At 74.0% G+C, this 25,416-nt stretch carries 23 protein-coding genes; 5 read left to right on the forward strand and 18 right to left on the reverse strand.

Annotated features, from left to right (window positions below; genetic code table 11):
- Nucleotides 1–29: 29 nt before the first annotated feature.
- A complete protein-coding gene (locus ACIQVD_RS14955; protein ID WP_402289248.1) occupies nucleotides 30–884 on the forward strand; it encodes a hypothetical protein in 855 nt (284 codons plus the stop codon).
- 154 nt (nucleotides 885–1,038) lie between these two features.
- On the opposite strand, the gene ACIQVD_RS14960 is transcribed toward ACIQVD_RS14955, so the two are convergent.
- Complete coding sequence (locus ACIQVD_RS14960; protein WP_400689385.1) at nucleotides 1,039–1,665, reverse strand: C39 family peptidase; 627 nt, start codon at nucleotides 1,663–1,665, stop codon at nucleotides 1,039–1,041.
- A gap of 208 nt (nucleotides 1,666–1,873) precedes the next feature.
- Here ACIQVD_RS14960 and ACIQVD_RS14965 point away from each other — a divergent pair, with 208 nt between their 5' ends.
- A complete protein-coding gene (locus tag ACIQVD_RS14965) occupies nucleotides 1,874–2,386 on the forward strand; it encodes a GNAT family N-acetyltransferase (protein ID WP_402289251.1) in 513 nt (170 codons plus the stop codon).
- Nucleotides 2,383–3,105 (forward strand): leucine-rich repeat domain-containing protein, encoded by a 723-nt coding sequence (locus tag ACIQVD_RS14970; RefSeq protein WP_402289254.1) that lies wholly within the window; start codon nucleotides 2,383–2,385, stop codon nucleotides 3,103–3,105. The genes ACIQVD_RS14965 and ACIQVD_RS14970 overlap by 4 nt, the downstream gene beginning before the upstream one ends.
- A gap of 159 nt (nucleotides 3,106–3,264) precedes the next feature.
- Here the strand turns inward: ACIQVD_RS14970 and ACIQVD_RS14975 are convergent, their stop codons facing one another.
- Together ACIQVD_RS14975 and ACIQVD_RS14980 are read right to left on the reverse strand one after the other, a co-directional pair.
- Nucleotides 3,265–4,236 carry an aldo/keto reductase gene (locus ACIQVD_RS14975; RefSeq protein WP_100835233.1) on the reverse strand — a complete coding sequence of 324 codons (972 nt, stop codon included), beginning with the start codon at nucleotides 4,234–4,236 and terminating at the stop codon, nucleotides 3,265–3,267.
- A gap of 192 nt (nucleotides 4,237–4,428) precedes the next feature.
- Nucleotides 4,429–5,238: an SDR family NAD(P)-dependent oxidoreductase gene (locus ACIQVD_RS14980; protein WP_402289258.1), complete on the reverse strand. Its 810-nt coding sequence runs from the start codon at nucleotides 5,236–5,238 to the stop codon at nucleotides 4,429–4,431.
- Nucleotides 5,239–5,340: 102 nt separating this feature from the next.
- On the opposite strand from ACIQVD_RS14980, the gene ACIQVD_RS14985 reads away from it, so the two are divergent.
- A complete protein-coding gene (locus ACIQVD_RS14985; RefSeq protein ID WP_402289261.1) occupies nucleotides 5,341–6,171 on the forward strand; it encodes a helix-turn-helix transcriptional regulator in 831 nt (276 codons plus the stop codon).
- Between the two features lie 53 nt (nucleotides 6,172–6,224).
- Here ACIQVD_RS14985 and ACIQVD_RS14990 read toward each other — a convergent pair whose 3' ends face one another.
- The 3 genes from ACIQVD_RS14990 to def form a co-directional block, all read right to left on the reverse strand.
- Complete coding sequence (locus tag ACIQVD_RS14990) at nucleotides 6,225–7,658, reverse strand: RsmB/NOP family class I SAM-dependent RNA methyltransferase (RefSeq protein WP_400689413.1); 1,434 nt, start codon at nucleotides 7,656–7,658, stop codon at nucleotides 6,225–6,227.
- A gap of 157 nt (nucleotides 7,659–7,815) precedes the next feature.
- Nucleotides 7,816–8,748 carry a methionyl-tRNA formyltransferase gene (gene fmt, locus ACIQVD_RS14995; protein WP_400689415.1) on the reverse strand — a complete coding sequence of 311 codons (933 nt, stop codon included), beginning with the start codon at nucleotides 8,746–8,748 and terminating at the stop codon, nucleotides 7,816–7,818.
- A gap of 205 nt (nucleotides 8,749–8,953) precedes the next feature.
- A complete protein-coding gene (gene def, locus ACIQVD_RS15000; protein WP_100835238.1) occupies nucleotides 8,954–9,499 on the reverse strand; it encodes a peptide deformylase in 546 nt (181 codons plus the stop codon).
- A 216-nt stretch (nucleotides 9,500–9,715) separates the two neighbouring features.
- On the opposite strand from def, the gene ACIQVD_RS15005 reads away from it, so the two are divergent.
- Entirely contained in the window at nucleotides 9,716–10,228 is a 513-nt protein-coding gene (locus ACIQVD_RS15005; protein WP_402289266.1) for a hypothetical protein, read from the forward strand.
- A gap of 212 nt (nucleotides 10,229–10,440) precedes the next feature.
- Here ACIQVD_RS15005 and ACIQVD_RS15010 read toward each other — a convergent pair whose 3' ends face one another.
- From ACIQVD_RS15010 to ACIQVD_RS15065, 12 genes are all read right to left on the reverse strand, one after another.
- Nucleotides 10,441–12,543 carry a primosomal protein N' gene (locus ACIQVD_RS15010; RefSeq protein ID WP_402289269.1) on the reverse strand — a complete coding sequence of 701 codons (2,103 nt, stop codon included), beginning with the start codon at nucleotides 12,541–12,543 and terminating at the stop codon, nucleotides 10,441–10,443.
- 100 nt (nucleotides 12,544–12,643) lie between these two features.
- Nucleotides 12,644–13,855, reverse strand: a complete 1,212-nt coding sequence (gene metK, locus ACIQVD_RS15015; RefSeq protein ID WP_400689423.1) for a methionine adenosyltransferase — start codon at nucleotides 13,853–13,855, stop codon at nucleotides 12,644–12,646.
- Between the two features lie 246 nt (nucleotides 13,856–14,101).
- Nucleotides 14,102–15,328 (reverse strand): bifunctional phosphopantothenoylcysteine decarboxylase/phosphopantothenate--cysteine ligase CoaBC, encoded by a 1,227-nt coding sequence (gene coaBC / locus ACIQVD_RS15020; protein ID WP_400689426.1) that lies wholly within the window; start codon nucleotides 15,326–15,328, stop codon nucleotides 14,102–14,104.
- A 194-nt stretch (nucleotides 15,329–15,522) separates the two neighbouring features.
- Entirely contained in the window at nucleotides 15,523–15,789 is a 267-nt protein-coding gene (gene rpoZ / locus ACIQVD_RS15025; RefSeq protein WP_030459184.1) for a DNA-directed RNA polymerase subunit omega, read from the reverse strand.
- Nucleotides 15,790–15,841: 52 nt separating this feature from the next.
- A complete protein-coding gene (gene gmk, locus ACIQVD_RS15030) occupies nucleotides 15,842–16,399 on the reverse strand; it encodes a guanylate kinase (RefSeq protein ID WP_400689430.1) in 558 nt (185 codons plus the stop codon).
- Between the two features lie 48 nt (nucleotides 16,400–16,447).
- On the reverse strand, nucleotides 16,448–16,774 hold the full coding sequence (mihF, locus tag ACIQVD_RS15035) for an integration host factor, actinobacterial type (protein ID WP_030459182.1): 327 nt from the start codon (nucleotides 16,772–16,774) through the stop codon (nucleotides 16,448–16,450).
- A gap of 229 nt (nucleotides 16,775–17,003) precedes the next feature.
- Nucleotides 17,004–17,843 (reverse strand): orotidine-5'-phosphate decarboxylase, encoded by an 840-nt coding sequence (pyrF, locus tag ACIQVD_RS15040; RefSeq protein WP_400689434.1) that lies wholly within the window; start codon nucleotides 17,841–17,843, stop codon nucleotides 17,004–17,006.
- 50 nt (nucleotides 17,844–17,893) lie between these two features.
- Nucleotides 17,894–18,991, reverse strand: coding sequence for a quinone-dependent dihydroorotate dehydrogenase (locus ACIQVD_RS15045; protein ID WP_402289276.1), 1,098 nt, complete (start codon nucleotides 18,989–18,991; stop codon nucleotides 17,894–17,896).
- A gap of 92 nt (nucleotides 18,992–19,083) precedes the next feature.
- Nucleotides 19,084–22,392 carry a carbamoyl-phosphate synthase large subunit gene (gene carB, locus ACIQVD_RS15050; RefSeq protein WP_400689440.1) on the reverse strand — a complete coding sequence of 1,103 codons (3,309 nt, stop codon included), beginning with the start codon at nucleotides 22,390–22,392 and terminating at the stop codon, nucleotides 19,084–19,086.
- The gene (gene carA, locus ACIQVD_RS15055; RefSeq protein WP_400689443.1) at nucleotides 22,385–23,542 is read right to left on the reverse strand and encodes a glutamine-hydrolyzing carbamoyl-phosphate synthase small subunit; all 1,158 of its coding nucleotides are present in this window, start codon (nucleotides 23,540–23,542) and stop codon (nucleotides 22,385–22,387) included. Before carA ends, carB begins: the two co-directional genes overlap by 8 nt.
- Nucleotides 23,539–24,096 carry a hypothetical protein gene (locus tag ACIQVD_RS15060; RefSeq protein ID WP_100835248.1) on the reverse strand — a complete coding sequence of 186 codons (558 nt, stop codon included), beginning with the start codon at nucleotides 24,094–24,096 and terminating at the stop codon, nucleotides 23,539–23,541. The genes carA and ACIQVD_RS15060 overlap by 4 nt, the downstream gene beginning before the upstream one ends.
- A complete protein-coding gene (locus ACIQVD_RS15065) occupies nucleotides 24,096–25,388 on the reverse strand; it encodes a dihydroorotase (RefSeq protein WP_400689447.1) in 1,293 nt (430 codons plus the stop codon). The genes ACIQVD_RS15060 and ACIQVD_RS15065 overlap by 1 nt, the downstream gene beginning before the upstream one ends.
- Nucleotides 25,389–25,416: the final 28 nt, after the last annotated feature.

Consider the following 25,416-nt stretch of genomic DNA (forward strand, 5'->3'; position numbering starts at 1 on the left):
CGCTGCTCGCCCCTCACGAAAGGCGTCCGATGACCCAGGTCGTCCACCCCGCACGTGCTCTCTGGTGGCTGTTCGAACCCGTCCACGCCCTCACCTACTTCTCCCCCGAGGCCCGCGCCGCGTACGAGGCGGCCGGGCTGCGCGGTTACTGGCGCGGTTACTTCGGCGGCCGCTCGGCGCCGCTGGGCGCGGTGGACGCGGCGCCGGTGGTGGCCGCGTTCTTCAACTTCGCGCCGCAGATGGTCGAACGGGCGCTGCCGGCGGTGTGGACGCTGGCGAGCCCGGAGCAGGCGCTGGAGGCCCGGGTCGAGGGGGTGACGGGCGCGCTGCGGCGCGTCCTGGCGGACGTGAAGCCGGATCTGATCGACCGTTCGGTGGAACTGCTGGAACGGGCCGTCGAGGGCCTGGACTGTTGTGGGCGCGTGCTGGCCGCCGCGAACGCCGACCTCCCCCGCCCGGAGGGCCGCCTGGCCCGACTGTGGCAGGCCACCACCGTGCTGCGCGAGCACCGGGGCGACGGCCACGTCGCCGCCCTGGTCACCGAGGGCCTCGACGGCTGCGAGGCGCTGGTGGTCCGCTGCGCGCTGGACACCCGCCGCGAGACGCTCCAGCCGCACCGGGGCTGGAGCGACACCGAGTGGGACGAGGCCACCGCCCGTCTGACCGACCGCCACTGGCTGGCCCCGGACGGCTCGCTGACCCCCGAGGGCCGCCGCCGCCACCTGGCCCTGGAGGCCGCCACCGACCTGGCCGCCTCCCGGGTCTGGACGCACTTCCACCGCTCCGAGCTGGACGAACTCCTCACCGCGCTGCGCCCGATCTCCGCCGCCTGCCGCGCCGACCTGCCCCCGACCACCCCGATCGGCCTGCCCAACGCGGCCTGACGCCGAGCGGATCGCCCACCCCGGCCGCCCGGCCGGGGTTCAGCCGCACCGGACGTCGCCCGCCGCCCGCCGTCCGCCGTCCGCCGCCCGCCAGCCGCCGTCCGCCGTCCGCCGTCCGCATCAGCAGGGCCTCCCCCGGAGCCCGGCCGGCCGGTCAGTACGGGGGCGGGCCGAGGACGATGGCGCGGCCGGAGTAGAACCGCTCCAGGTCGCCCCAGGGGACCCGGGCGGCGCGCTGCGAGCCGTCGGGGAAGCCGGACGGGTTGTGGATCCGCAGCGCCTCGTCGTCGGCGCCGACCGCGAGCACCAGGTGCCCGCCGGTGCGCGGCACTTCGGGGGCGAGGGTGCGGATGGCGGGGTGGACGGAGAGCACCGGGAGCCGGCCCGCGGCGAGTTCGGCGGCGATCCGATCGGCGGGCAGCGGGTCGACCGCCTCGGCGTGCAGGCCCCAGCGGGTGCGGGCGTACGCGGCGAACGGGGCGTGGATCAGGCCGTCGAGCCGCCCGTCGGGGTGCCGGACGTACGCCCCGGCCCGTTGGCACTCCTCGGCGAGCGGGACGGCCGCCGGGGCGACGCCCCACCAGTGGTCGAGTGCCATCCGCAGGCAGGCCATCCCGCACAGCCGCCACGACCAGTACTCGTACTCGTCCTCGTCGGCGGCGCCGGAGCGCTCCCACAACGGGTCGTCGGCGGCCCGCAGCGTGCCGTCCAGGATGTCGGGCACGAGTTCGGGCGACTCCCACTGGGAGTAGTAGGGGACCTGATGGCTGATCGGCTTCACCCGGTCATCCTGGCGCACTTCCACCCCCGTCCCCCGGAGCGCCGTCCGCGACACCGGGAACCGCCACCCCACCGGCAGCGGGAGGAACCGCGCCGCGCGGCCCGGCGGACGCGGTGGCCATCGCCCGTCCGCGTGATCGCCCGCCCGTCGTTTCGGCAGTATCGTCCGTCCTCGCGCCCACCCGCCCCCGCCCCCGAACGGAACCGCCGTGGCCGAGATCCGCCCCGAACCCGTCGACTCCCCCGACGCCCGCCTGCTGCTGACCGAGTACCAGGCCGAGGTACGCCGCCGCTGGAGCGGGCCCCCGCCCGCCGGAGCGCTGCCCGCCGAGGAGGCCCCGGCGGACCTCGAACTCACCGCGCCGCGCGGCGGCGTGTTCCTGCTCGCCCGGCTGGACGGCCGCCCGGCGGGGTGCGCGGGCGTCCGGACCCTGGCCGCCGACCCCGCCGACCCCGGCGCCCCCACCGTCTCCGGCGCCCCCGGCAGCGCCGAGCTGAAACGGCTGTACGTCCGCCCGTCCGCCCGCGGGCACGGCCTGGGCCGCGCCCTGCTGGCCGCCGCCGAGGACGCCGCCCGCGCGCTGGGCCGCACCCGGCTGCGGCTGGACACCATGGCCGAATTCGCCGAGGCCCGCGCGCTGTACACGGCCGCCGGCTACGCGGACATCCCGCCGTACAACACCAACCCGTACGCCGCGCACTGGCTGGAGAAGGCCCTGTGACCGGCCCGGTGGTGAACCTGTGGCGGGCGGGCCTGCGCGCCGTACCGGACGGGGTGTGGGCCCGCACGGACGCCGAGGTGCTGATCCTCGCGGACAACGAGCTGACCGAACTCCCGGACACCATCGGCGAGTTCACCCGCCTGCGGACCCTCGACCTGGGGCACAACGCGCTCATCGCCGTCCCCGACCGGATCGGCGCCCTCACCGGCCTGTCCGGCTTCCTCTACCTGCACGACAACCGGCTCACCGCGCTGCCGGCCGCCCTCGGACGCCTGCACCGGCTGCGCTACCTCAACGTCGGCGACAACCCGCTCACCGAACTCCCGGACAGCATCGGCGACTTGGTCCGGCTCATCGAACTGCGCGCGCAGAACTGCCGGTTGACCGCCCTCCCGGCAGCCCTCGGCGCGCTGTCCCGGCTGCGCGAACTGCGCCTGCGCGGCAACCGCCTGACGGCACTGCCCGCCGCGCTCTCCGGGCTGCGCGAGCTGCGCTGCCTGGAACTGCGCGACAACCGGCTCACCACCCTGCCGCCCGCGCTGGCCGGGCTCCCGCTGCTGCGCGAACTCGACCTGCGCGGCAACCCGTTGACGCAGGTCCCGTCCTGGCTGGCCGAACTCCCCGCACTGGAGAAGCTCGACCTGCGCTGGACCCCGCACCCGCCCGCCCCGCACCTGGTCGACGCCCTCGAACGGCGCGGCTGCGCCGTGTACTTCTGACCCGACCCGGACGAACGGGCGGACGGACGGGCGGCCCGGCGGAGGAACCCCCGCCGGACCGCCCCCCACAGCCGTCGACAGCCCTCGACAGCCCTCGACAGCCGTCGACAACGCTCGACAACCGTCAGCCGCCGTCAGCCGCCGCCAGCCGTCAGCGCCTCACCAGGCGTAGTGCTCCGGCGCGGTGCGGTAGCCGGGGAAGATCTCGTCCAGCCGCTCCAGCGCCTTGGCGTCCAGCCGGACCTCCAGCGAGCGCACCGCCGCGTCCAACTGCTCCTCGGTGCGGGGGCCGATGATCGGGGCGGTGACGGCCGGACGGCCGCGCAGCCAGGCCAGCGCGACGTCGCCGGGCTCGTGGCCGAGCTCCTCGCACAGGTCCTCGTACGCCTGGATCTGCTCGCGGTGCTCGTTCAGGGTGTCCTGGGCCCGGCCCTCGGCGCGGCGCACGCCCTCGCGCTCCTTGCGCAGCACGCCGCCAAGCAGGCCGCCGTGCAGCGGGGACCACGGGATCAGGCCGAGTCCGTAGTGCTGGGCGGCGGGGACGACCTCCAGCTCGACGCTGCGCTCGATCAGGTTGTACAGCGACTGCTCGCTGGTCAGGCCGAGGAAGTTGCGGGCCCTGGCGGTCTCCTGGGCCTGGGCGAGGTGCCAGCCGGCGAAGTTGGAGGAGCCGACGTAGATGATCTTGCCCTGGAGGGTGAGCACCTCCATCGCCTGCCAGACCTCGTCCCAGGGGGTGTCCCGGTCGACGTGGTGCATCTGGTAGAGGTCGATGTGGTCGGTCTGCAGGCGGCGCAGGCTGGCGTCCACGGCGCGGCGGATGTTGAGCGCGGAGAGCTTGCCCTCGTTGGGCCAGTCGCCCATGTCGCCGTACAGCTTGGTGGCGATCACGGTCTTCTCGCGCCGTCCGCCGCCCTTGGCGAACCAGTTGCCGATGATGCTCTCGGTGAGGCCCCTGTTCTCGCCCCAGCCGTAGACGTTGGCGGTGTCGAAGAAGTTGATGCCGTGCCCGTGCGCGGCGTCCATGATCCGGTGCGCGTCGGCCTCCACGGTGTGCGGGCCGAAGTTCATGGTGCCCAGGCAGAGCCGGGAGACGGACAGGCCGGTGCGGCCGAGGTGGGTGTACTCCATGGCTTCCACCCTCCGCCGCACCGGCCGACTTGTCCAGTACCACCCGCCCGTCCAGCACCGTCCAGCACCGGCCACGGCCGGCCACGACCGGCCGCCCCCGACCCGCCCGCCTCGCCGCCTCCGTCGCGTCCGCACCCGCAGCCGACCCGCCGTCAGGAACCGTCCGCCCCCGAGGGGCACCGGCCGCCGCGGCTACGCGGTGTAGCGGGTGGCGAGGGCCGGGGACTGGCCGCCGAAGGCGGCGAGGTCGGCGGTGAACACGTTCCGCAGCAGCCGGTAGTCCTCGACGCCGGGGGCGATGACGGTCTCGCCGAGTTCCAGGCCGCGCAGGGCGCCGGTGACGAGGTCCTCGGCGCTCATCCGGGGGACGGCGCTCAGGTCCATGCCCTGGGAGGAGTGGAACTCGGTGGCCACCACGCCGGGGCAGACCACGGCGACGGTGACGCCGGAGTCCTCGACCTCGGCGGCCAGGGCCTGGGTCATGGCGACCAGGTGGGCCAGGGTCCCGGCGTAGACGGCGCGGCGGGGCATGACGCTCTTGTCGGCGGGCCCGGAGAAGGCGATCATGCCGGCGACGTTGAGGATGGTGCCCGTCCCGCGGCGCTGCATGGGCCCCACCGCGGCGCGCATCAGCTGGGTGGGGGCCAGGACCTTGACGTTGACGAGTTCGCGGGCCCTGTCGGCGGGCAGGTCGGCCAGCGGCATGTAGTGGGAGACGCCGGCGTTGTTGACCAGCACGTCCAGCGGCTCGGCCGCGCAGATCGCCGCGAGGGCGTCGATGCCCTCCTCGGTGGAGAGGTCGGCCGCGACGGTGCGGACCCCGACCTCGGGGTGCGCGGCGGCGAACTCCTCCAGGCGGTCCCGGCGGCGGCCGACGACGATCAGGTCGTAGCCGTCGGCGGCGAAGCGTTCGGCGAACGCCTTGCCGATGCCGGAGGTCGCGCCGGTGACGAGGGCGAGCTTGCCCGTGGCGGGTGTTTCCTCACGTCGTGTCTCACTCATGCCTCCAGCATGCGCACCGATCGCCCCGTCAGGGAGTGGACCCGCTTTCCTGGGACCATCGGTACCAGGAAACACAAAGCGCCCTTTTGCCACAATGAGGGCATGCCCTCGACAGAACTCGGCGCGGCCCTGCACGCCTGGCGCGACCGCATCGCCCCCGACCGGGCCGGCCTTCCCGGCGGTGGCCGCCGACGCGCCCCCGGGCTGCGCCGCGAAGAGCTCTCCCACCTGACCGGGATCTCCGCCGACTACATCGTCCGCCTGGAACAGGGGCGCGCCCGCAACCCCTCACCCCAGGTCGTCGAGGCCCTCGCCCGCGGCCTGCGCCTGGAGAGCGGCGAACGCGAACACCTCTTCCGCCTCGCCGGACTCGCCGTGCCCGGCCCCGCCACGGTCCCCCGCCACATCACCCCCGGCGTCCACCGCATCCTCGACCGCCTCACCACCACCCCCGTCGCGGTCTACGACGCCACCTGGACCCAGCTCCTCGCCAACCCCCTCCACACCGCCCTGATGGGAGAGTGGACCGGCCCCGACCTGAACGCCGCCTGGCGCGCCTTCGTCACCTCCACCACCCGGGTGCGCCACACCCCCGAATCCAACGGCGCCCTCCAGCGGCTCCTCGCCGCCGACCTCCGCCGCACCAGCGCCCTCTACCCCGACGACGCCGCGCTCGCCGACCTGATCACCCGGCTCCGACGGCGCAGCGCCCGCTTCGCCGAGCTCTGGGACACCGGCACCACCGCCGAGCACGAGTCGAGCCGCAAGACCGTCGACCACCCCGCCGTCGGCCCCCTCACCCTGGACTGCGACGTCCTGCACGTCGCCGGCAGCCGGCTGCGCATCATGGCCTACACCGCCGGGCCCGACACCGAGGACGCCGAACGCCTCGCCCTGCTCTCCGTCCTGGGAACCCAGACGCTCACCGGCTGACCCCGCCGGGGCGGCACCGGCCCCCGCGGTGCCGCCCCGGCTCCCGCCCGCCGTCAGGCGGTTCGCCGCAGCAGCGCCAGGTACATCGCGTCCGTCCCGTGCAGGTGCGGCCACAGCTGGACGTCCGGGCCGTCGCCCAGGTCGGGGACGCCGGGCAGCAGCGGGCGGGCGTCGATCCACTCCACGTCCTCCCGGCCGCGCAGCACGTCGTCGACCACCGCCCGGGTCTCCGCCAGGTGCGGGGAGCAGGTCGCGTAGCCGACCACGCCGCCGACCCGCGCCGCGTCCAGCGCCGAACGGAGCAACTCCCTTTGCAGCGGACCGAAACCGGCGATGTCCTCGGGGCGCCGCCGCCACCGCGCCTCCGGGCGGCGGCGCAGCGCGCCCAGGCCCGAGCACGGCACGTCGACCAGGACGCGGTCGAACGCGCCCCGCTCCCAGGCGCCCCGCGTCCCGTCCGCGGTGATGACGGCGTACGGGCCGGGGTTTCCGTCCAGCGCGCGGGCCACCAGCCGGGCGCGGTGCGGCTGCTTCTCGGAGGCGACCAGCGCCGCGCCGCGCTCCGCGGCGACCGCGCCGAGCAGCGCGGCCTTGCCGCCGGGGCCCGCGCAGCCGTCCAGCCAGAGCCGGTCGGGGCCGTCCAGCGGCGCGTTGGCGAGGGCGAGCGCGACCAGCTGGCTGCCCTCGTCCTGGACGCCGGCCCGGTTCTCCCGCACCGCGTCCACCCCGGCCGGGTCGCCGCCGTCGGTGAGCCGCAGCGCGTACGGCGACCAGCGGCCGTCCTCGACCTCGGGCAGCGCCGCGCGCAGTTCGGCGACCGAGGAGCGGCCGGGCCGGGCGACCAGGGTCACCTCGGGGCGGGCGTTGTCGGCCTCCAGCAGCCGCTCCATCGCCTCCCGGCCGCTCGCGTCCGGCTGCCAGCGGCCGAGCGCGTCCCACAGCGAGGAGACCACCCAGCGCGGGTGGGAGTGGACGACGGCCAGGTGGTCCTCGGCGTCGTCCTCGTACGGCGGGGCGACCTGGGCGACCCAGCCCGCCAGATCCTGGGCGCTGATCTTGCGCAGCACGGCGTTGACGAACTTGGCCCGGCCGTCGCCGAGCACCACCCGGGCCAGCTCGACGGTCGCGGAGACCGCCGCGTGGCTGGGGATCCGGGTGCCGAGCAGCTGGTGCGCGCCCAGCGACAGGACGTCCAGCACCGGCGGGTCGACCTCGCGCAGCGGGCGGTCCACGCAGGCCGCGATGACCGCGTCGTAGGTGCCCTGGCCGCGCAGCGTGCCGTACACCAGCTCGGTGGCGAGCGCGGCGTCGCGCCGCTCCATGCCCTTGCGCTCGGCCTCGCGCAGCAGCGACGGCAGGATCAGGTTGGCGTACGCGTCACGCTCGTCGACGGCCCGCAGCGCCCGGAACGCGACGATCCGGGCGGGGTCCTTCTTGGGACGGCGGTGCGGACGGGGGGCGCGCTTCGCGCCGGCGGGGGTGCTCACAACGGGTGCCTCGAAACAAAGGTGCTGCGGATCAGGTCCGACCCACCGAGGGGTCTCGCCCCAAGTCTAGGCCGAACCCGCCGCCCGCCCCCGCTCCCGCCGTCCGGACCAGCCCCGTCCCCGCTCCCGTCCCCGTACGACCGGCGGCCCTCAGCCCTCAGCCCTCGAAGCGCTCCCCGGTCTCGATCCGTGCGCCGCGCGCCCAGTCCGCGGCCGGCATCGCCTTCTTGCCCTGCGGACGGACCTCGCCGAGCTCCACCTCGTGGCTCCCGGTGCCGACCCGGACGCTGTTCTTGGCCACCGCCAGCTCGCCCGGCGCCAGCGCGCTCTCGCCCGGCAGCAGGCGCACCGGGCCGGTCAGCTTGAGCCGCTCGCCGCGGAAGGTGGTCCAGGCCCCGGGCGCGGGCGCGCAGCCGCGCACCACCCGGTCGACCCGCAGCGCGGGGTGGGTCCACTCGATCCGGGCGTCCTCGACGGTGAGCTTGGGCGCCAGCGAGACCCCGGCGAGCGGCTGCGGCTCGGGCCGGGCCTGCCCGTCCTCGATCGCGTCCATGGTGCGCACCAGCAGCTCGGCGCCCGCGCGGGAGAGCCGGCCGAGCAGGTCGCCGCTGGTGTCGGTGGGCTTGACCGTCTCGGTCAGGACGCCGAACACCGGCCCGGAGTCCAGTCCCTCCTCGATCAGGAAGGTGGACGCGCCGGTCACCTCGTCGCCCGCCAGCACCGCGTGCTGCACGGGCGCGGCGCCGCGCCACGCGGGCAGCAGCGAGAAGTGCAGGTTCACCCAGCCGTGCACCGGGATCTCCAGCGCGCCGGGCCGGATCAGCGCGCCGTACGCCACCACCGGGCAGCAGTCGGGGGCGAGTTCGGCCAGCCGGGCCAGGAACTCCGGCTCGCTCGGCCGGGCCGGCTTGAGCACCTCGATGCCCGCCTCCTCGGCGCGCTGCGCGACGGGGCTGGCCACCAACCTGCGCCCGCGCCCGGCCGGCGCGTCGGGGCGGGTCACCACGGCGACCACCTCGTGCCGGGAGGCCAGCAGGGCGTCCAGGGCGGGAACGGCGACCTCGGGGGTGCCGGCGAAGACGAGACGCACGGGCGGGGGCCTTTCACTGGGATCACGGGGATCGCTGGGATCACGGGGAACACTGGGTTCGCTGGGTTCGCTGGGATGCGAACGGTCGGAACGTCGGGTTGCCGGAGAATGCCCGCCGGGCGGCCCGCCGTTCCGGGCACCGCTTTTCCGCCCGGCGTCGGGCGGCGTCCGCGCGCGGTCGGCGGACGAACCGTCGGGCGGACCGTCAGCGGATCGGGCCGAAGGTGGAATGCGGCGAGATCCGCACCGTCGGCGCGGGGCCGCCGCCCCAGTCCGTCTCCCGGATCGCCTTCATGGCGGCCTTCCGGGCCTCCCGGTCCAGCCGGTCGATGAAGATGATCCCGTCCAGGTGGTCGGTCTCGTGCTGGATGCAGCGCGCCATCAGCTGGGTGCCCTCCACCGTCACCGGGTCCCCGTACATGTTGACGCCCCGGGCCACCACCCCGTACGCCCGCTTGGTGTCGAACCGCAGGCCGGGCAGCGACAGGCACCCCTCGGGGCCGTCCTGCTCCTCCTCGCTGAGCGACAGGTCCGGGTTGATCAGGTGGCCCACCACGCCGTCCACGTGGTACGTGAACACCCGCAGCGAGACGCCCAGTTGCGGCGCCGCCAGCCCCGCCCCGGGAGCCTCCAGCATGGTGTCGGTGAGGTCCTTCACCAGCTTCCGCAGCTCCTTGTCGAAGACGGTCACCTGCTTCGCGGTGGCCCGCAGCACCGGGTCGCCGAAGATCCGGATCGGCTGAACTGCCAAGACTGCGACTCCCTCTGCACCGACAGGACCGCCCGGAAAGGACGGCCTCCGGGAAGTCTATGCAATCCCCGGCGGCGCTTCGGAGCGGCCACTGGCATATCCCGAGTCGCAGTCCGCGCGTGACCCAACGACCCGCCGTGCGTTGGTCAATGCGAATTGACCGGGACGCGCGAGCGCCCCGAGCACGCGACCCGACCGAGAGGTGGCAACGAGGCCATGGCCGAGCAGATCAACCACGACGCCCGGGCCCGGGCGTCCCTGCACCTGCTGGTGCGGGACATCGAGCGGGTCCGCCGCCAGGTCGACGCCCTGCGCACGCTCACCGCCCAGCTGGGCAACGTCTACCGGCCCCGCCGCCCCAGCACGTCCGCCGGATTCGTGGTCTACGGCCGCGCCCCGGCCCCGACGGTCCGGCTCGCCCAGGAACTGCGCGAGAGCGTCGAGACCCTGGTCGCCGCCGCCGTCGAGTTCGACCGCGCCCTCGGCTTCTCCTGGGACTCCGTGGGCTCCGCCCTCGGCGTCACCAAGCAGGCCGTCCACCGCCGCTACGGCATGCGCCGTCCCACCGGCGAACTCCTCCCCACCCCGCGCGACACCGAGACCCCCGCCGCCCCGCCGCCCATCGCCACCATCGCCACCACCGCGGCCGAACACGCCGCCGCCGCGGCCCGCCCCCCGATCCCGCAGGCCCGCCAGGCCAGCCCCCTGATGCCCCAGCGCACCCGCTGACGCTCCGGACGAACCCGGAACGCGCGACACCGGAACGCGCGACACCAGGGGCGCGGGGAACTGCACGGCCGACCGAGCACGCACAGCCAGATCGCGACGCAGGACCAGAACTTGCCCCACCCCGCGACCTCGCTGACGCGCGACTCCCGCCGCGCGCAGTTCCCCGCGCCCCCGTTTCCGCACCATCCCGCCAACGCCCGGCGCAGCGGGTCTCAGCCGATGTCCGTCGGGTCCACCCGGATCCGCACCGTCTCCGCCCCCCGCAGCGCCAGCCGCGCGATCTGCGCCGCCTTCAGCGCGGACGCCAGCGCGGCCCCCTGCCCCGGCGCGACCCGCACCAGCGCGCGCTCCACCCCCTCCTCCCGCGCTCCCCCGGAACCCCCCGAACCCCCGTGCGCCGGAACCGACACCGGCACCGGCCCCAGCACGTCCGCGCCCGCCGGGAGCCGCAGCAGCCCCAGCAGGTCCGCGACCGCCCGGGCCGGCCCCGTCACCGAGGCCATCCGCGAGACCGGCGGGAACCTGAGCTCCTCCCGCTCGTCGAGTTCCGTCCCGGCGTGCCCGGCCGGGTCCCACCGCACCAGCGCCTGCACCGGCCGCGCCGCCGGCTCCGCGACCACCACGACGGTGCCGCCCTCCCCCGCCGGGCGGACCAGCGCGGCGGCCGTCAGCCAGCGCCGCACCGCCTCCTCGCCGGCCCGCAGGTCGGGCCGGTTGAGCAGCGCCCAGCCGTCCAGCAGCAGCGCCGCCGCGTACCCGGGCCCGTCCGCGACCGGCTCCGCGCCGGGCGTGGCCAGCACCAGCGCGGGCGTGCCCGGCACCGTCGCCAGCACCGCGTCCCGCCCGGACGTCCGCACCGGGATGCGCGGGAACGCCTTGCCCAGCTCCTCCGCGGTGCGCCGCACGCCCACCACCGCGGCCCGCAGCCGGAACGACCCGCACTCGACGCAGTGCCAGTCCGCCTCCTCCGTTCCGCACCAGGCGCAGACCAGCGCGGCGTCCGCCGCCGGCGACTGCAGCGGCCCGCCGCAGGCCCGGCAGCGGGCCGTCTCCCGGCAGTTCCCGCAGACCAGCCGGGGCGCGTAGCCCCGTCGCGGCACCTGGACCAGCACCGGCCCCCGGGCCAGCGCCTCCCGGGCGGTCTCCCAGGCCACCGACGGCAGCCGGGCGGCCTGGGCCGCCCCGTCCCGGGCCTGGTCGTGCTCGGTCACCGTGCGCACCCGGGGCGCGGTCCGCCGGACCGTCTCCCGGGCGGCGGCCAGCGGCCGGGCCCAGCCGGAGCGCAGCAGCTGCGCGGCCTCGACCGTCATCGACACGCCGCCCAGCAGCACCGCCGCGCCCTCCTCGGCGGCCCGCAGCAGCGCCACCTCCCGCACGTGCGGGTACGGCGCGTTGGGGTCGCTGTGGCTGCTGTCGCCGTCCGACCAGACCACCACCAGCCCGAGGTCGCGCACCGGTGCGAACACCGTCGCCCGGGTGCCGATCGCGGCCCGCACCGAGCCCCGGCTGACCGACAGCCAGCGCCGGTAGCGCTCCTGCGGGCCGGTCTCGGCGGCCAGCACCGCGTGCCGCCCCTCGCCGAGCAGCGCCCGCAGCGCCGCGTCCACCCGGGCCACCGCGCGCCCGTCCGGCAGCACCACCAGCGCGCCGCGCCCGGCGGCCAGGGTCGCCGCGACCGCCCGGGCGATCTCGGCCGGCCACTCGGGGCCGGGCAGCGCCGTCCAGACCGCGCGCGGGGCGTGCCCGCCCGCCAGCGAGCCGAGGAACTCGGGCCCGTGCACGTACCGCTCCCAGCTCCCGGCCGGGGGCGCGTCCGGCGGCGGCAGCGGGCGCGGTGACGGCTCGCCCTCCGCCCCGGCGTGCCGGGGCGGGATCGCCAGTTGCAGCACGTCCGCCAGCGTCCCGGCGTAGCGGTCGGCAACGGCCCGGCACAGCCGCAGCAGTTGCGGCGTCAGCACCTGCTCGGGCGACAGGACCCGGGCCAGCGGCGCCAGCGGGCCCGGGTAGTCGGAGTCGTCCCGCCGCTCGACCACGAACCCGTCGTGCAGCGCCCCGCCCTCGCGCCGCCCGTGCGCGCCGACCCGGCCGCCGAACCGCACCCGGACCCGGACGCCCGGCCGGGCGTCCTCGGACATCGCCTCGGGCACCGCGTAGTCGAAGTACTGGTCCAGGCTCAGCACACCCTTGTCGACCAGCACCCGCGCCACCGGCTGCCGCTCGGCGGGCACCACGCCGCGCGCGGCCCGCGGCTTCGCCCGGCGCACCGTCTCCCGGATGAACGCCAGCTGCTCCCCGGGGCCGTCCGCGCTGCTCACGCCCCCAACCTAGCGGAACCCGCCGACAGCACCGGCGGCACGACGCAGCCGCCCGCCGGGGGCGGGAACCCCCGGACGGACGGCTGCGGATGGGGCGTGCTCAGCTGGTGGCGGCGGCCTTCAGCGCGTCGACGCGGTCGGTGCGCTCCCAGGTGAAGTCCGGCAGCTCACGACCGAAGTGGCCGTACGCGGCGGTCTGCTGGTAGATCGGGCGCAGCAGGTCCAGGTCGCGGATGATCGCGGCCGGGCGCAGGTCGAAGACCTTGGTGACGGCTTCCTGGATCTTGGTGACCGGGACGCTCTCGGTGCCGAAGGTCTCCACGAACAGGCCCACCGGCTCGGCCTTGCCGATCGCGTACGCGACCTGGACCTCGGCCCGGCGGGCCAGGCCGGCGGCGACGATGTTCTTCGCCACCCAGCGCATCGCGTACGCCGCCGAGCGGTCCACCTTGGACGGGTCCTTGCCCGAGAAGGCGCCGCCGCCGTGGCGGGCCATGCCGCCGTACGTGTCGATGATGATCTTGCGGCCGGTCAGGCCCGCGTCGCCCATCGGCCCGCCGATCTCGAACCGCCCGGTCGGGTTCACCAGCAGCCGGTAGCCCTCGGTGACCAGCTCGATGCCCTGCTCGGCCAGCGCCTTCAGCTCCGGCTCCACCACGAACTCCCGGATGTCCGGGGTGAGCAGCGAGTCCAGGTCGATGTCGCTGGCGTGCTGCGAGGACACCACCACGGTGTCCAGCCGCACCGCCCGGTCGCCGTCGTACTCGATGGTGACCTGGGTCTTGCCGTCGGGCCGCAGGTACGGGATCGTCCCGTTCTTGCGGACCTCGCTCAACCGCCGCGACAGCCGGTGCGCCAGCGTGATCGGCAGCGGCATCAGCTCCGGCGTGTCGTCGCACGCGTAACCGAACATCAGGCCCTGGTCGCCCGCGCCCTGCCGGTCCAGCTCGTCCTCGACGTCGCCTTCGACCCGGTGCTCGTGCGCGGTGTCCACACCCTGCGCGATGTCCGGCGACTGCGCGCCGATCGACACCGACACACCGCACGAGGCCCCGTCGAAGCCCTTCTTCGACGAGTCGTAGCCGATCTCCAGGATCTTCTCCCGGACCAGCTGCGCGATCGGCGCGTACGCCTTCGTGGTCACCTCGCCGGCGATGTGCACCAGACCCGTGGTGATCAGGGTCTCCACGGCCACGCGCGAGGTCGGGTCGTCCTTCAGGAGGGCGTCCAGGATGGTGTCGCTGATCTGGTCAGCGATCTTGTCGGGGTGTCCCTCGGTCACGGACTCCGAGGTGAACAGGCGGCGAGACACAGCGCTCCCTGGGGTTGCAGCGGCTGCTGACTGAATGCGCTCGGAAGTCCCGAGGCATCCGGAAAGACTTGATTCCTGGAGTGGAGTGTAACGGTCGGCTACCGATCGCGGGGCACTCCTGACGAAGGTCCGTCGTGTCCGGGACACGGATCACACCGGTGGATCTTCGCCGGTCAGGGCGGGTCGCGGCCGAACCGGCGGCTCCGCAAGATCCAACTACCGGGACAACTCGGGGCGTTGCGTCGGTTAACGCTCCGCCTCGGCGCCGTCGCGGGGCAGCCGGGCGGCGACCTGGTCCCAGATCGCGTCCGCCAGGATCTCCTTCGGCCCGTCCGCGATGTGGACTTCCGAGCCGTCCGCGCCGAGCAGCACGGCGCTGTTGGTGTCCTGGCCGAACGCCTTGCCGTCGCCGACCTCGTTGACCACCAGCAGGTCGCAGCCCTTGCGGGCGAGCTTGGCCCGGCCGTTGGCCAGCACGTCGTCGGTCTCGGCGGCGAAGCCGACCACCAGCTGCCCCGGACGGGGGCGGTCGGCGGCGACCTCGGCCAGCACGTCGGGGTTGCGGACCAGCACGATCGGCGCGGGCTCGACCCCGTCCACCTTCTTGATCTTGCCGCTAGCGTACTCGGCGGGCCGGAAGTCGGCCACCGCGGCGGCCATCACCACCGCGTCGGCGTCCCCGGCGGCCTTCAGCACCGCCTCGCGCAGCTGCAGCGCGGTGCCGACCCGGACCACGTCCACCCCGGCCGGGTCGGGCAGCGCGGTGTTCGCGGCCACCAGGGTGACCCGGGCCCCGCGGGCCACCGCGGTGGCGGCCAGCGCGTAGCCCTGCTTGCCGGAGGAGCGGTTGCCGAGGAAGCGCACCGGGTCGAGCGGCTCGCGGGTGCCGCCCGCCGAGACCACCACGTGACGGCCGGTCAGGTCGCGCTCCAGCGGGCCGCGCTCCAGCAGCCGGCGGCAGACGGCGAAGATCTCGGCCGGGTCGGGCAGCCGGCCCTTGCCGGTGTCGACGCCGGTGAGCCGGCCCACGGCCGGCTCGATGACGACCGCGCCGCGCCGCCGCAGCGTGGCGACGTTCTCCCGGGTGGCGGGGTGCTCCCACATCTCGGTGTGCATGGCGGGCGCGAACACCACCGGGCAGCGGGCGGTCAGCAGGGTGTTGGTCAGCAGGTCGTCGGCCAGGCCGTGGGCGGCCTTCGCCAGCAGGTCGGCGGTGGCCGGGGCGACCACCACCAGGTCCGCCCGCTGCCCGATCCGCACGTGCGGGACCTCGTGCACCCGCTCCCAGGTCTCGGTCGCCGCCGGCCGCCCGGACAGCGCCGCCCAGGTCGCCTCCCCGACGAAGTGCAGCGCCGCCGCGGTCGGCACCACCGTCACCTCGTGCCCGGACTCGCTGAACCTCCGCAGCAGCTCACAGGCCTTGTAGGCGGCGATCCCGCCGCTCACGCCGAGGACCACACGGGACGCGTTCATGACGGTCGGCTCTCCTTGCTGCGACGCTGCGACGGGCTCGCGCCCACCTTACGGCCCCTCAGCGCGCGGCTGCGACGTGTCACCGCGCACACCCCGCGGGCCCTCGCGGGCCTACGGACCCACGGCCCCGGGAACGACGGAGGGCCCGCCCGACGCGCGGTGGCGTCGGACGGGCCCTCCGGGGAGCGCGGGGCTCAGGCGCCCTCGACCGCCTCGGCGGTGAGCAGGCCGGCGTTGATCTCGCGGAGCGCGATCGACAGCGGCTTCTCGTGCACGTGGGTGTCGACCAGCGGGCCGACGTACTCCAGCAGGCCCTCGCCCAGCTGGGAGTAGTACGCGTTGATCTGGCGGGCCCGCTTGGCCGCGTAGATCACCAGGCTGTACTTGGAGTCGGTGGCCTCGAGCAGCTCGTCGATCGGCGGGTTGATGATGCCCTCGGGCGCGGTCATCGAAGAGGACACGCTGAACCTTCCGAAGTGGTTTTGTCAGACCGGCTGGGTGCAGCCGATCCGGTCAGGCTACACCGAGCAAGGCTAGCAGTTCGGCCGCTACCTGCTCGACGGAGGTGTTGACAAGGGTCGTGTCGAACTCCGACTCCGCCGCCAGCTCGACCTTCGCCACCGCGAGCCGCTCGTCGATCACGTCCTGCGGCTCGGTGCCCCGGCCGGTGAGCCGGCGGACCAGCTCCTCCCAGCTCGGCGGGGCCAGGAAGACCAACTGCGCCTCGGGCATCGACTCCTTGACCTGCCGGGCGCCCTGGAGGTCGATCTCCAGCAGCACCGGCTCGCCCTTGTCGAGCTTGTCGAGCACCGCCTGGCGCGGCGTCCCGTACCGGTTCCCGGCGAAGACCGCCCACTCCAGCAGCTCGCCGTTGGCCACCAGCTTGTCGAACTGCTCGTGGTCGACGAAGTGGTACTGCACGCCGTCGCGCTCACCGGGGCGCGGGTGCCGGGTCGTCGCCGACACCGACAGCCAGACCTCGGGGAACTGCTTCCTCATATGAGCGACGACCGTGCTCTTGCCGACCCCGGAGGGGCCGGAGAGCACGGTCAGCCGCGGACGCTCACTCATGCACCGATTATCCCGGATCGCGGAGGTTCCGCCGACACCGGCCTCCGGTCAGGAGGCGGCGCCGCCGAACTCGCGCTCCAGGGAAGCGATCTGGTTCGTACCGAGGCCGCGCACGCGACGGCTCTCGGAGATGCCCAGGCGCTCCATGATCTGCTTGGCGCGCACCTTGCCGACGCCCGGCAGGGACTCCAGCAGGGCGGAGACCTTCATCTTGCCGATGACCTCGTCGTCGGACTTGCCGGCCTTGATGACGTCGTGCAGCGAGGCGCCCGAGTGCTTCAGCCGGTTCTTGACGTCGGCACGCTTCCGGCGAGCCTCGGCGGCCTTGGCGAGCGCGGCGGTGCGCTGTTCGGGAGTAAGGGGCGGAAGAGCCACGCCGTTCACCTCAGGTGTGGATGGAAGGGATGAGCCATGACTTGGTGGTGCCCGGACGCCACAGGCTCTGACCTGCGGAGGTGGCCGTGACCACCGCCAACTGGCGTCCTACCGCCGGACACTACCCAACTTGGGCCGCCGCGTCAGGAAAAGAACACGAAAAGTCCAGGTCAGCAGGGGCCGACCTGGGAGTTTTCCGGTCAAATCAACCGAGTTGGCGGCCGATTGCTCAGGCGTTTGTGACGCCCCTCACATCGTCGACGAACACCTGCGCGGCCTGCCGGAGCGCCGCCACCGACGGTCCGTGCCTGAGCACGTCCCGGCTGACCGAGGGCACCACGTTGCGCACCTGGTCGCCGAAGACCCGCGGCAGGTCGGCCGCGGTGGCGCCCTGCGCGCCCACGCCGGGGGCCAGCAGCGGGCCGTTGATCGCCAGGTCCACGCCGGCGTCCGCGAGGGTCGCGCCGACCACCGCGCCGAACGACCCGAGCGGCTCGGCGCCCGCGTTCTCCGCCGCCAGCCGGTCCAGCACCGCCTGCGCCACGCTCCGCCCGTCCGCGCCGACCGCGCGCTGCACCTCGTGCCCCTCCGGGTTGGAGGTCAGCGCCAGCGCGAACAGGCCGCAGCCGTTGGCGTGCGCCAGGTCCACGGCCGGCTGGAGCGAGCCGAAGCCCAGGTAGGGGCTGACGGTGAGCGCGTCGGAGAACAGCGGGCTGTCCGGCGCCAGGAAGGTCTCGGCGTACGCGGCCATGGTCGAGCCGATGTCGCCGCGCTTGGCGTCCATCAGCACCAGCGCCCCGGCCGCCCGGGCCTCGGCCACCGCGCGCTCCAGCACGGCGGTGCCGCGGCTGCCGAAGCGCTCGAAGAACGCGGACTGCGGCTTGAGCACCGCGACCCGGTCGGCCAGCGCCTCGACCACCGTGCGGGAGAAGGTCTCCAGCCCGGCCAGGTCGTCGTTCAGGCCCCAGGCGGTGAGCAGCGAGGCGTGCGGGTCGATGCCGACGCAGAGCTGGCCCCGGGTGTCGAGGGCGGCGCGCAGGCGGGTGCCGAAGGGCGTGGTGTCAGTCATCGCGGTCTCTCGTCGTCGTGGTCGTGGTGGTGCGGTGGGCGGGGCGGGTCTCAGCGGTTGCCCCGGCCGACCGCCTCGCCGATGGTGGCGTACCCGGCGGCGCGCAGCCGGGCCGACAGGCCCCTGTGCACCTTGCGCATCCAGAACGGGCCCTGGTAGATGAACGCGGAGTAGCCCTGGACCAGGTCGGCGCCGGCCAGGATGCGCTGCCAGGCGTCCTCGGCGGTCTCGATCCCGCCGACCGAGACGAGGGCGAGCCGGCCGTCGGTGCGCTTGCGCAGCCGCTCCAGCACCTCCAGCGAGCGCTCCTTGAGCGGGGCGCCGGAGAGGCCGCCCATGCCGATCTCGGCGACCCGCTCGGCGGGGGTGCGCAGGCCCTCGCGGCCGATGGTGGTGTTGGTGGCGATGATGCCGTCCAGGCCGAGGTGCAGGGCCATGTCGGCGATCTCGTCGATGTCCTCGTCGGCGAGGTCGGGGGCGATCTTCACCAGCAGCGGCACGTGGTGGCGGGTGACCTCGTCGGCGGCCTTGCGGACGTCCCACAGCAGCGGCCCGAGCACCTGGACGGCCTGGAGGTTGCGCAGCCCGGGGGTGTTCGGCGAGGAGACGTTGACGACCAGGTAGTCGGCGTAGGGGGCGAGCGCCCGGGCGCTCTTCAGGTAGTCGGCCGTCGCCTCGTCCTCCGGCACGGCCTTGGTCTTGCCGATGTTGACGCCGATGACGGGGGTGCTGGTGGTGTGCGGGCGGGCGGCGAGGCGGGCGGCGACCCGGGCCGAGCCCTGGTTGTTGAAGCCCATCCGGTTGATCAGCGCCCGGTCCTCGACCAGCCGGAACAGTCGGGGCGCCGGGTTGCCGGGCTGCGGCTCGCCGGTGACGGTGCCGATCTCGACGTAGTCGAAGCCGAGCATGGACAGGCCGTCGATGCCGATGCCGTCCTTGTCGAAGCCCGCGCCGAGGCCGAACGGGCCGGGCAGGTCGAGGCCGAGCGCGGTGGTGCGCAGCCGGGGGTCGCGCGGGGCGAGCAGGGCCCGCACCAGCGTGCGCAGGCCGGGCACCGAGCGGGCCAGCCGGATGCAGAAGAAGGCCAGGTGGTGGGCCTTCTCCGGGTCCATCTTCTTGAACACCAGGTGGAACAGGAGCTTGTACATCGCGGGGGTGACCTCCGTCAGCCGAGCCGGACCGGGACATGGACGTGGGGGGCACCCGGTGACCGGACCGGCGTGCCCCCCACGGGTTCGGCCTAGCTGCGGCCGGAGTTGATCAGGGCGGCGTGCTCCTGCAGCGACATCACGCCGATCTCGCCGCGCCGCAGCTCGGCGATGCCCTGGACGGCCGCGCCCATCGCCTGCACGGTGGTCAGGCAGGGCACGCCCCGGGAGACCGCGGCGGTGCGGATCTCGTAGCCGTCGAGGCGGCCGCCGGTGCCGTACGGGGTGTTGATGATCAGGTCGACCTCGCCCTCGTGGATCAGCTGGACGATGGTCTTCTCGCCGTCCGGGCCCACGCCGTCGGAGTGCTTGCGCACCACGGTGGCGGGGATGCCGCCGCGCTGGAGCACCTCGGCGGTGCCGGTGGTGGCGAGCAGTTCGAAGCCGAGCTCGACCAGCGCGCGGGCCGGGAAGACCAGGTTGCGCTTGTCGCGGTTGGCGACCGAGACGAACACCTTGCCCTTGGTGGGCAGGGCGCCGTACGCGCCGGCCTGGGACTTGGCGTACGCGGTGCCGAAGACCCGGTCGATGCCCATGACCTCGCCGGTGGAGCGCATCTCGGGGCCGAGCACGGTGTCCACGCCGCGGCCGTGCACGTCGCGGAAGCGCGACCACGGCATCACGGCCTCCTTGACCGAGATCGGCGCGTCGGCGGGCAGCGTGCCGCCGTCGCCCTCCCGGGGCAGCAGGCCCTCGGCGCGCAGTTCGGCGACGGTGGCGCCGAGCGAGATCCGGGCGGCGGCCTTGGCCAGCGGGACGGCGGTGGCCTTGGAGGTGAACGGCACGGTGCGGGAGGCGCGCGGGTTGGCCTCCAGCACGTACAGGATGTCGCCGGAGAGCGCGAACTGGATGTTGATCAGGCCGCGCACGCCGACGCCCTCGGCGATGCCCTCGGTGGCCGAGCGCAGCCGCTTGATGTCGTACCCGCCGAGGGTGATCGGGGGCAGCGCGCAGGCGGAGTCGCCGGAGTGGATGCCGGCCTCCTCGATGTGCTCCATGACGCCGCCGAGGTACAGCTCGTGACCGTCGTAGAGGGCGTCGACGTCGATCTCGACCGCGTCGTCGAGGAAGCGGTCGATCAGCACGGGGTGCTCGGAGATCAGGCCGGCGTGCCGCTCCAGGTAGGAGGCGAGCGAGGGCTCGTCGTAGACGATCTCCATGCCGCGGCCGCCGAGCACGTAGGACGGGCGGGCCAGCACGGGGTAGCCGATCTCGTCGGCGATCGCCTTGGCCTCCTCGAAGGAGAACGCGGTGCCGTGCTTGGGCGCGGGCAGGCCCGCGTCGCGCAGCACCCGGCCGAACGCGCCGCGCTCCTCGGCGAGGTGGATCGCCTCCGGCGGGGTGCCGACGATCGGCACGCCGTTGTCCTTGAGCGCCTGCGCCAGGCCCAGCGGGGTCTGGCCGCCGAGCTGCACGATCACGCCGGCCAGCGGTCCGGCCTGCTGCTCGGCGTGCACGATCTCCAGCACGTCCTCCAGGGTGAGCGGCTCGAAGTAGAGCCGGTCGGAGGTGTCGTAGTCGGTGGAGACGGTCTCCGGGTTGCAGTTGACCATCACGGTCTCGTACCCGGCGTCGGCGAGCGCGAAGGAGGCGTGCACGCAGGAGTAGTCGAACTCGATGCCCTGGCCGATCCGGTTCGGGCCGGAGCCCAGGATGATCACGGCGGGCTTGGTGCGCGGGGCGACCTCGCTCTCCTCGTCGTAGGACGAGTAGAAGTACGGGGTCTTCGCGGCGAACTCGGCGGCGCAGGTGTCGACCGTCTTGAACACCGGGCGGATGCCCAGCGCGTGCCGCACCTCGCGGACCACGTCGGCCCGCAGGCCGCGGATCTCGCCGATCTGCTGGTCGGAGAAGCCGTGCCGCTTGGCGTGCCGCAGCAGCTCCGGGTCGAGCTTGTCGCCCTCGGCGAGCTCGGCGGCGATCTCGTTGACCAGGAAGAGCTGGTCGACGAACCACGGGTCGATCTTCGTGGACTCGAAGACCTCCTCGGGGGTGGCGCCGGCCCGGATCGCCTGCATGACGGTGTTGATCCGGCCGTCGGTCGGGACCTGGGCCTTGACCAGCAGCTCGGCCTTGTCACCCGGCTCGCCGACCCAGCTGAACTGGGAGTCCTTCTTCTCCAGCGAGCGCAGCGCCTTATTCAGCGCCTCGGGGAAGTTGCGGCCCATCGCCATGGCCTCGCCGACCGACTTCATGGTGGTGGTCAGCGTGGCGTCGGCGGACGGGAACTTCTCGAACGCGAAGCGCGGCACCTTGACGACGACGTAGTCGAGGGACGGCTCGAAGGAGGCCGGGGTCTGCTCGGTGATGTCGTTGGGGATCTCGTCCAGCGTGTAGCCGACGGCGAGCTTCGCGGCGATCTTGGCGATCGGGAAGCCGGTCGCCTTGGAGGCCAGCGCGGAGGAGCGCGAGACGCGCGGGTTCATCTCGATGACGATGACCCGGCCGTCGGCGGGGTTGACCGCGAACTGGATGTTGCAGCCGCCGGTGTCGACGCCGACCTCGCGGATCACCGCGATGCCGATGTCGCGCAGGATCTGGTACTCGCGGTCGGTGAGCGTCATCGCCGGGGCGACGGTGATCGAGTCGCCGGTGTGCACGCCCATCGGGTCGAAGTTCTCGATGGAGCAGACCACCACGACGTTGTCGTGCTTGTCGCGCATCAGCTCCAGCTCGTACTCCTTCCAGCCGAGGATGGACTCCTCCAGGAGCACCTCGGTGGTCGGCGAGAGGGTCAGGCCCTGGCCGGCGATCCGGCGCAGGTCCTCCTCGTCGTGCGCGAAGCCGGAGCCGGCGCCGCCCATGGTGAAGGAGGGGCGGACCACGACCGGGTAGCCGCCGAGGGTGTCGACGCCGGCCAGGACGTCCTCCATCGAGTGGCAGATCACCGAGCGGGCGGACTCGCCGTGGCCGATCTTGGCGCGGACGGCCTCGACCACGCCCTTGAACAGCTCGCGGTCCTCGCCCTTGTTGATCGCCTCGACGTCGGCGCCGATCAGCTCGACGTCGTACTTCTCCAGCGTGCCGGCCTTGTGCAGCGAGATCGCGGTGTTCAGCGCGGTCTGGCCGCCCAGGGTCGGCAGCAGCGCGTCGGGGCGCTCCTTGGCGATGATCTTCTCGACGAAGTCCGGGGTGATCGGCTCGACGTAGGTGGCGTCGGCGATCTCCGGGTCGGTCATGATGGTCGCCGGGTTGGAGTTGACCAGGATGACCCGCAGCCCCTCCGCCTTGAGCACCCGGCAGGCCTGCGTACCCGAGTAGTCGAACTCCGCCGCCTGGCCGATGACGATCGGACCGGAGCCGATCACCAGGACGGACTTGATGTCGGTGCGCTTAGGCACGCTGGCCCTCCATAAGGCTCACGAAGCGGTCGAAGAGGTAGGCGGCGTCGTGCGGGCCGGCTGCCGCTTCGGGGTGGTACTGCACGCTGAAGGCGGGGGTGTCGAGTGCCCGGAGGCCCTCGACCACGTCGTCGTTGAGGCAGACGTGGGAGACCTCGACCCGCCCGAAGGGGGTGTCGCTCACCCGGTCCAGCGGCGCGTCCACGGCGAAGCCGTGGTTGTGGGCGGTCACCTCGACCTTGCCGGTGGCGCGGTCCTGCACCGGCTGGTTGATGCCGCGGTGGCCGTACTTGAGCTTGTAGGTGCCGAACCCGAGGGCCCGGCCCAGGAGCTGGTTGCCGAAGCAGATGCCGAAGAACGGGGTCTTCTTGGCCAGCACGCCGCGCAGCACCTCGACCTGCCGGTCGGCGGTGGCCGGGTCGCCGGGGCCGTTGGAGAAGAACACGCCGTCGGGCCGCACGGCGTAGATGTCCTCCACCGAGCTGTTCGCGGGCAGCACGTGCACCTCGATGCCGCGCTCGGCCATCCGCTGCGGGGTCATGCCCTTGATCCCGAGGTCGAGGGCGGCGACGGTGAACTTCTTCTCGCCGATCGCCGGGACGACGTAGGTCTCCTTGGTGGCGACCTCGGCGCACAGGTCGGCGCCCTTCATCTCCGGGGCCTGCTGCACCTTGGCCAGCAGCTCGGCCCGGTCGGCGACGGCCGGGCCGGAGAAGATGCCGACCCGCATCGCGCCGCGCTCGCGCAGGTGGCGGGTGAGCGCGCGGGTGTCGATCCCGCTGATGCCGACGACGCCCTGGCGCTCCAGCTCCTCGTCCAGCGAGCGCTTCGAGCGCCAGTTGGAGGCGACCCGGGCGGGGTCGCGGACCACGTAGCCGGAGACCCAGATCCGCTGCGACTCGTCGTCCTCGTCGTTCCAGCCGGTGTTGCCGATCTGCGGGGCGGTCATCACGACCACCTGGCGGTGGTAGGACGGGTCGGTCAGGGTCTCCTGGTAGCCGGACATGCCGGTGTTGAAGACCGCCTCGCCGAAGGTCTCGCCGACCGCGCCGTACGCCTGGCCGCGGAAGGTCCGGCCGTCCTCCAGGACGAGCACGGCAGGCACGCGCTCCCGCCTGGTGCGCTGCGTGGTGGGGGCAGGTGCGGTCATGTGGCGGCCTCTTCCGTCTTCATCGTCTTCGTACGTGTCACTAGTGCCTGCACGGCCTCGACCCAGTCGTCGTGCGCGGCGGCGGCGTCCAGGCGGAAGCCGCTCTCCAGCTCGCTCCCGCCGAGCCGCCAGCCGACCACCAGCAGTCCGCTCGGCACGACCTTCCCGGCGAGGCCGGAGTCGGTGCGGGCGCCGGTGAGCGCGGCGGCCGGGATCCACAGGTCGTCCTCGCCGGGGCGGCGGGCCAGCAGGCCCCGCTCGGTGAGCGTGAGTTCGGCCAGGCTGCGCTTGCCCAGGCCGTGCGCGACGACCCGGTCCAGCCAGTTCCCGGCGGTGGTGGAGCCGTGGTAGCGGCCGGGCGCCGCCAGCAGCGCCGGGCCGGGGTCCTGCGGTGCGGGCTCCGGCGCGGGCAGGTCGGACTGGAGCGTGCGCCGCCAGTTCCAGCCCTGCCGCATCAGCCAGTACACCAGCGCGATCAGGATCAACAGGCCGACCGTGGCGCCGATGTACCCGGGCCAGTCGGTGACGCGGCCCTTCTCGGTGGCGAGCAGCATCAGCGCTCGACCAGCTCTCCGGCCAGCACGGTCGCCTCACCGCGGAGGAAGGTGGCGTGCACCCGGCCGGGCAGGTCCATCCCCTGGTACGGGCTGTTGCGGGAGCGGGTGGCGAAGGTGTCGGGGTTCACCACTCCACGGTACGCGGGATCGAACAGCACCAGGTTGGCGGGCTCGCCCACCGAGACCGACCGTCCGTGGCCGCTCAGCCGACCGATCCGGGCCGGGCGGTGCGACATCCGGTCCGCGACGCCCTCCCAGTTCAGCAGGCCGGTGTCGACCATGGTCTGCTGCACGACCGACAGCGCGGTCTCCAGGCCGACCATGCCCATCGCGGCGACCGTCCAGGCGCAGTCCTTGTCCGCCGCGGGGTGCGGGGCGTGGTCGGTGGCGACGGCGTCGATGGTGCCGTCGGCCAGCGCCTCGCGCAGCGCCTCGACGTCGGCGGCGGTGCGCAGCGGCGGGTTGACCTTGTACACCGGGTCGTTGCTGCGCACCGTCTCGTCGGTGAGCAGCAGGTGGTGCGGGGTGACCTCGGCGGTGACGTCCCAGCCGCGGCCCTTGGCCCAGCGGACGATCTCGACCGACCCGGCGGTGGACAGGTGGCAGATGTGCACCCGGGCGCCGAGGTGCGCGGCGAGCAGCACGTCCCGGGCGATGATCGACTCCTCGGCGACGGCGGGCCAGCCGGGCAGGCCCAACTCGCCGGAGACGGTGCCCTCGTTCATCTGGGCGCCGGCGGTCAGCCGGGGCTCCTGGGCGTGCTGGGCGATCACGCCGTCGACGGTCCTCACGTACTCCAGGGCGCGGCGCATGAGCACCGGGTCGTCCACGCACTTGCCGTCGTCGGAGAACACCCGGACCGCGGCGGCGGAGTCGTGCATCGCGCCGAGTCCGGCGAGCTCCTTGCCCTCCAGGCCGACGGTGACGGCGCCGACCGGCTGCACGTCGCAGTAGCCGGAGGCCCGGCCGAGCCGCCAGACCTGCTCGACCACCTCGGCGCTGTCGGCGACCGGGAAGGTGTTGGCCATCGCGTGCACCGCGGTGTAGCCGCCCATGGCGGCGGCCCGGGTGCCGGTGAGCACGGTCTCGGCGTCCTCCCGGCCGGGCTCGCGCAGGTGGGTGTGCAGGTCGACCAGGCCGGGCAGGGCGACCAGGCCGCGCGCGTCGAGGTCGATGTCGGCCGTGACGTCCAGGTCCTCGCCGATCGCGGCGAAGACGCCGTCGGCGATGTGGATGTCCCGGGGGGCGCCGCCGAGGATCTGGGCGTTGCGGATCAGGTAGGTGGTCACTGGGCGGCCTCCTGGGGGTCGGGGGTGC

This window comes from Kitasatospora sp. NPDC090308 (assembly GCF_044769485.1).
Classification (GTDB): domain Bacteria; phylum Actinomycetota; class Actinomycetes; order Streptomycetales; family Streptomycetaceae; genus Kitasatospora; species Kitasatospora fiedleri.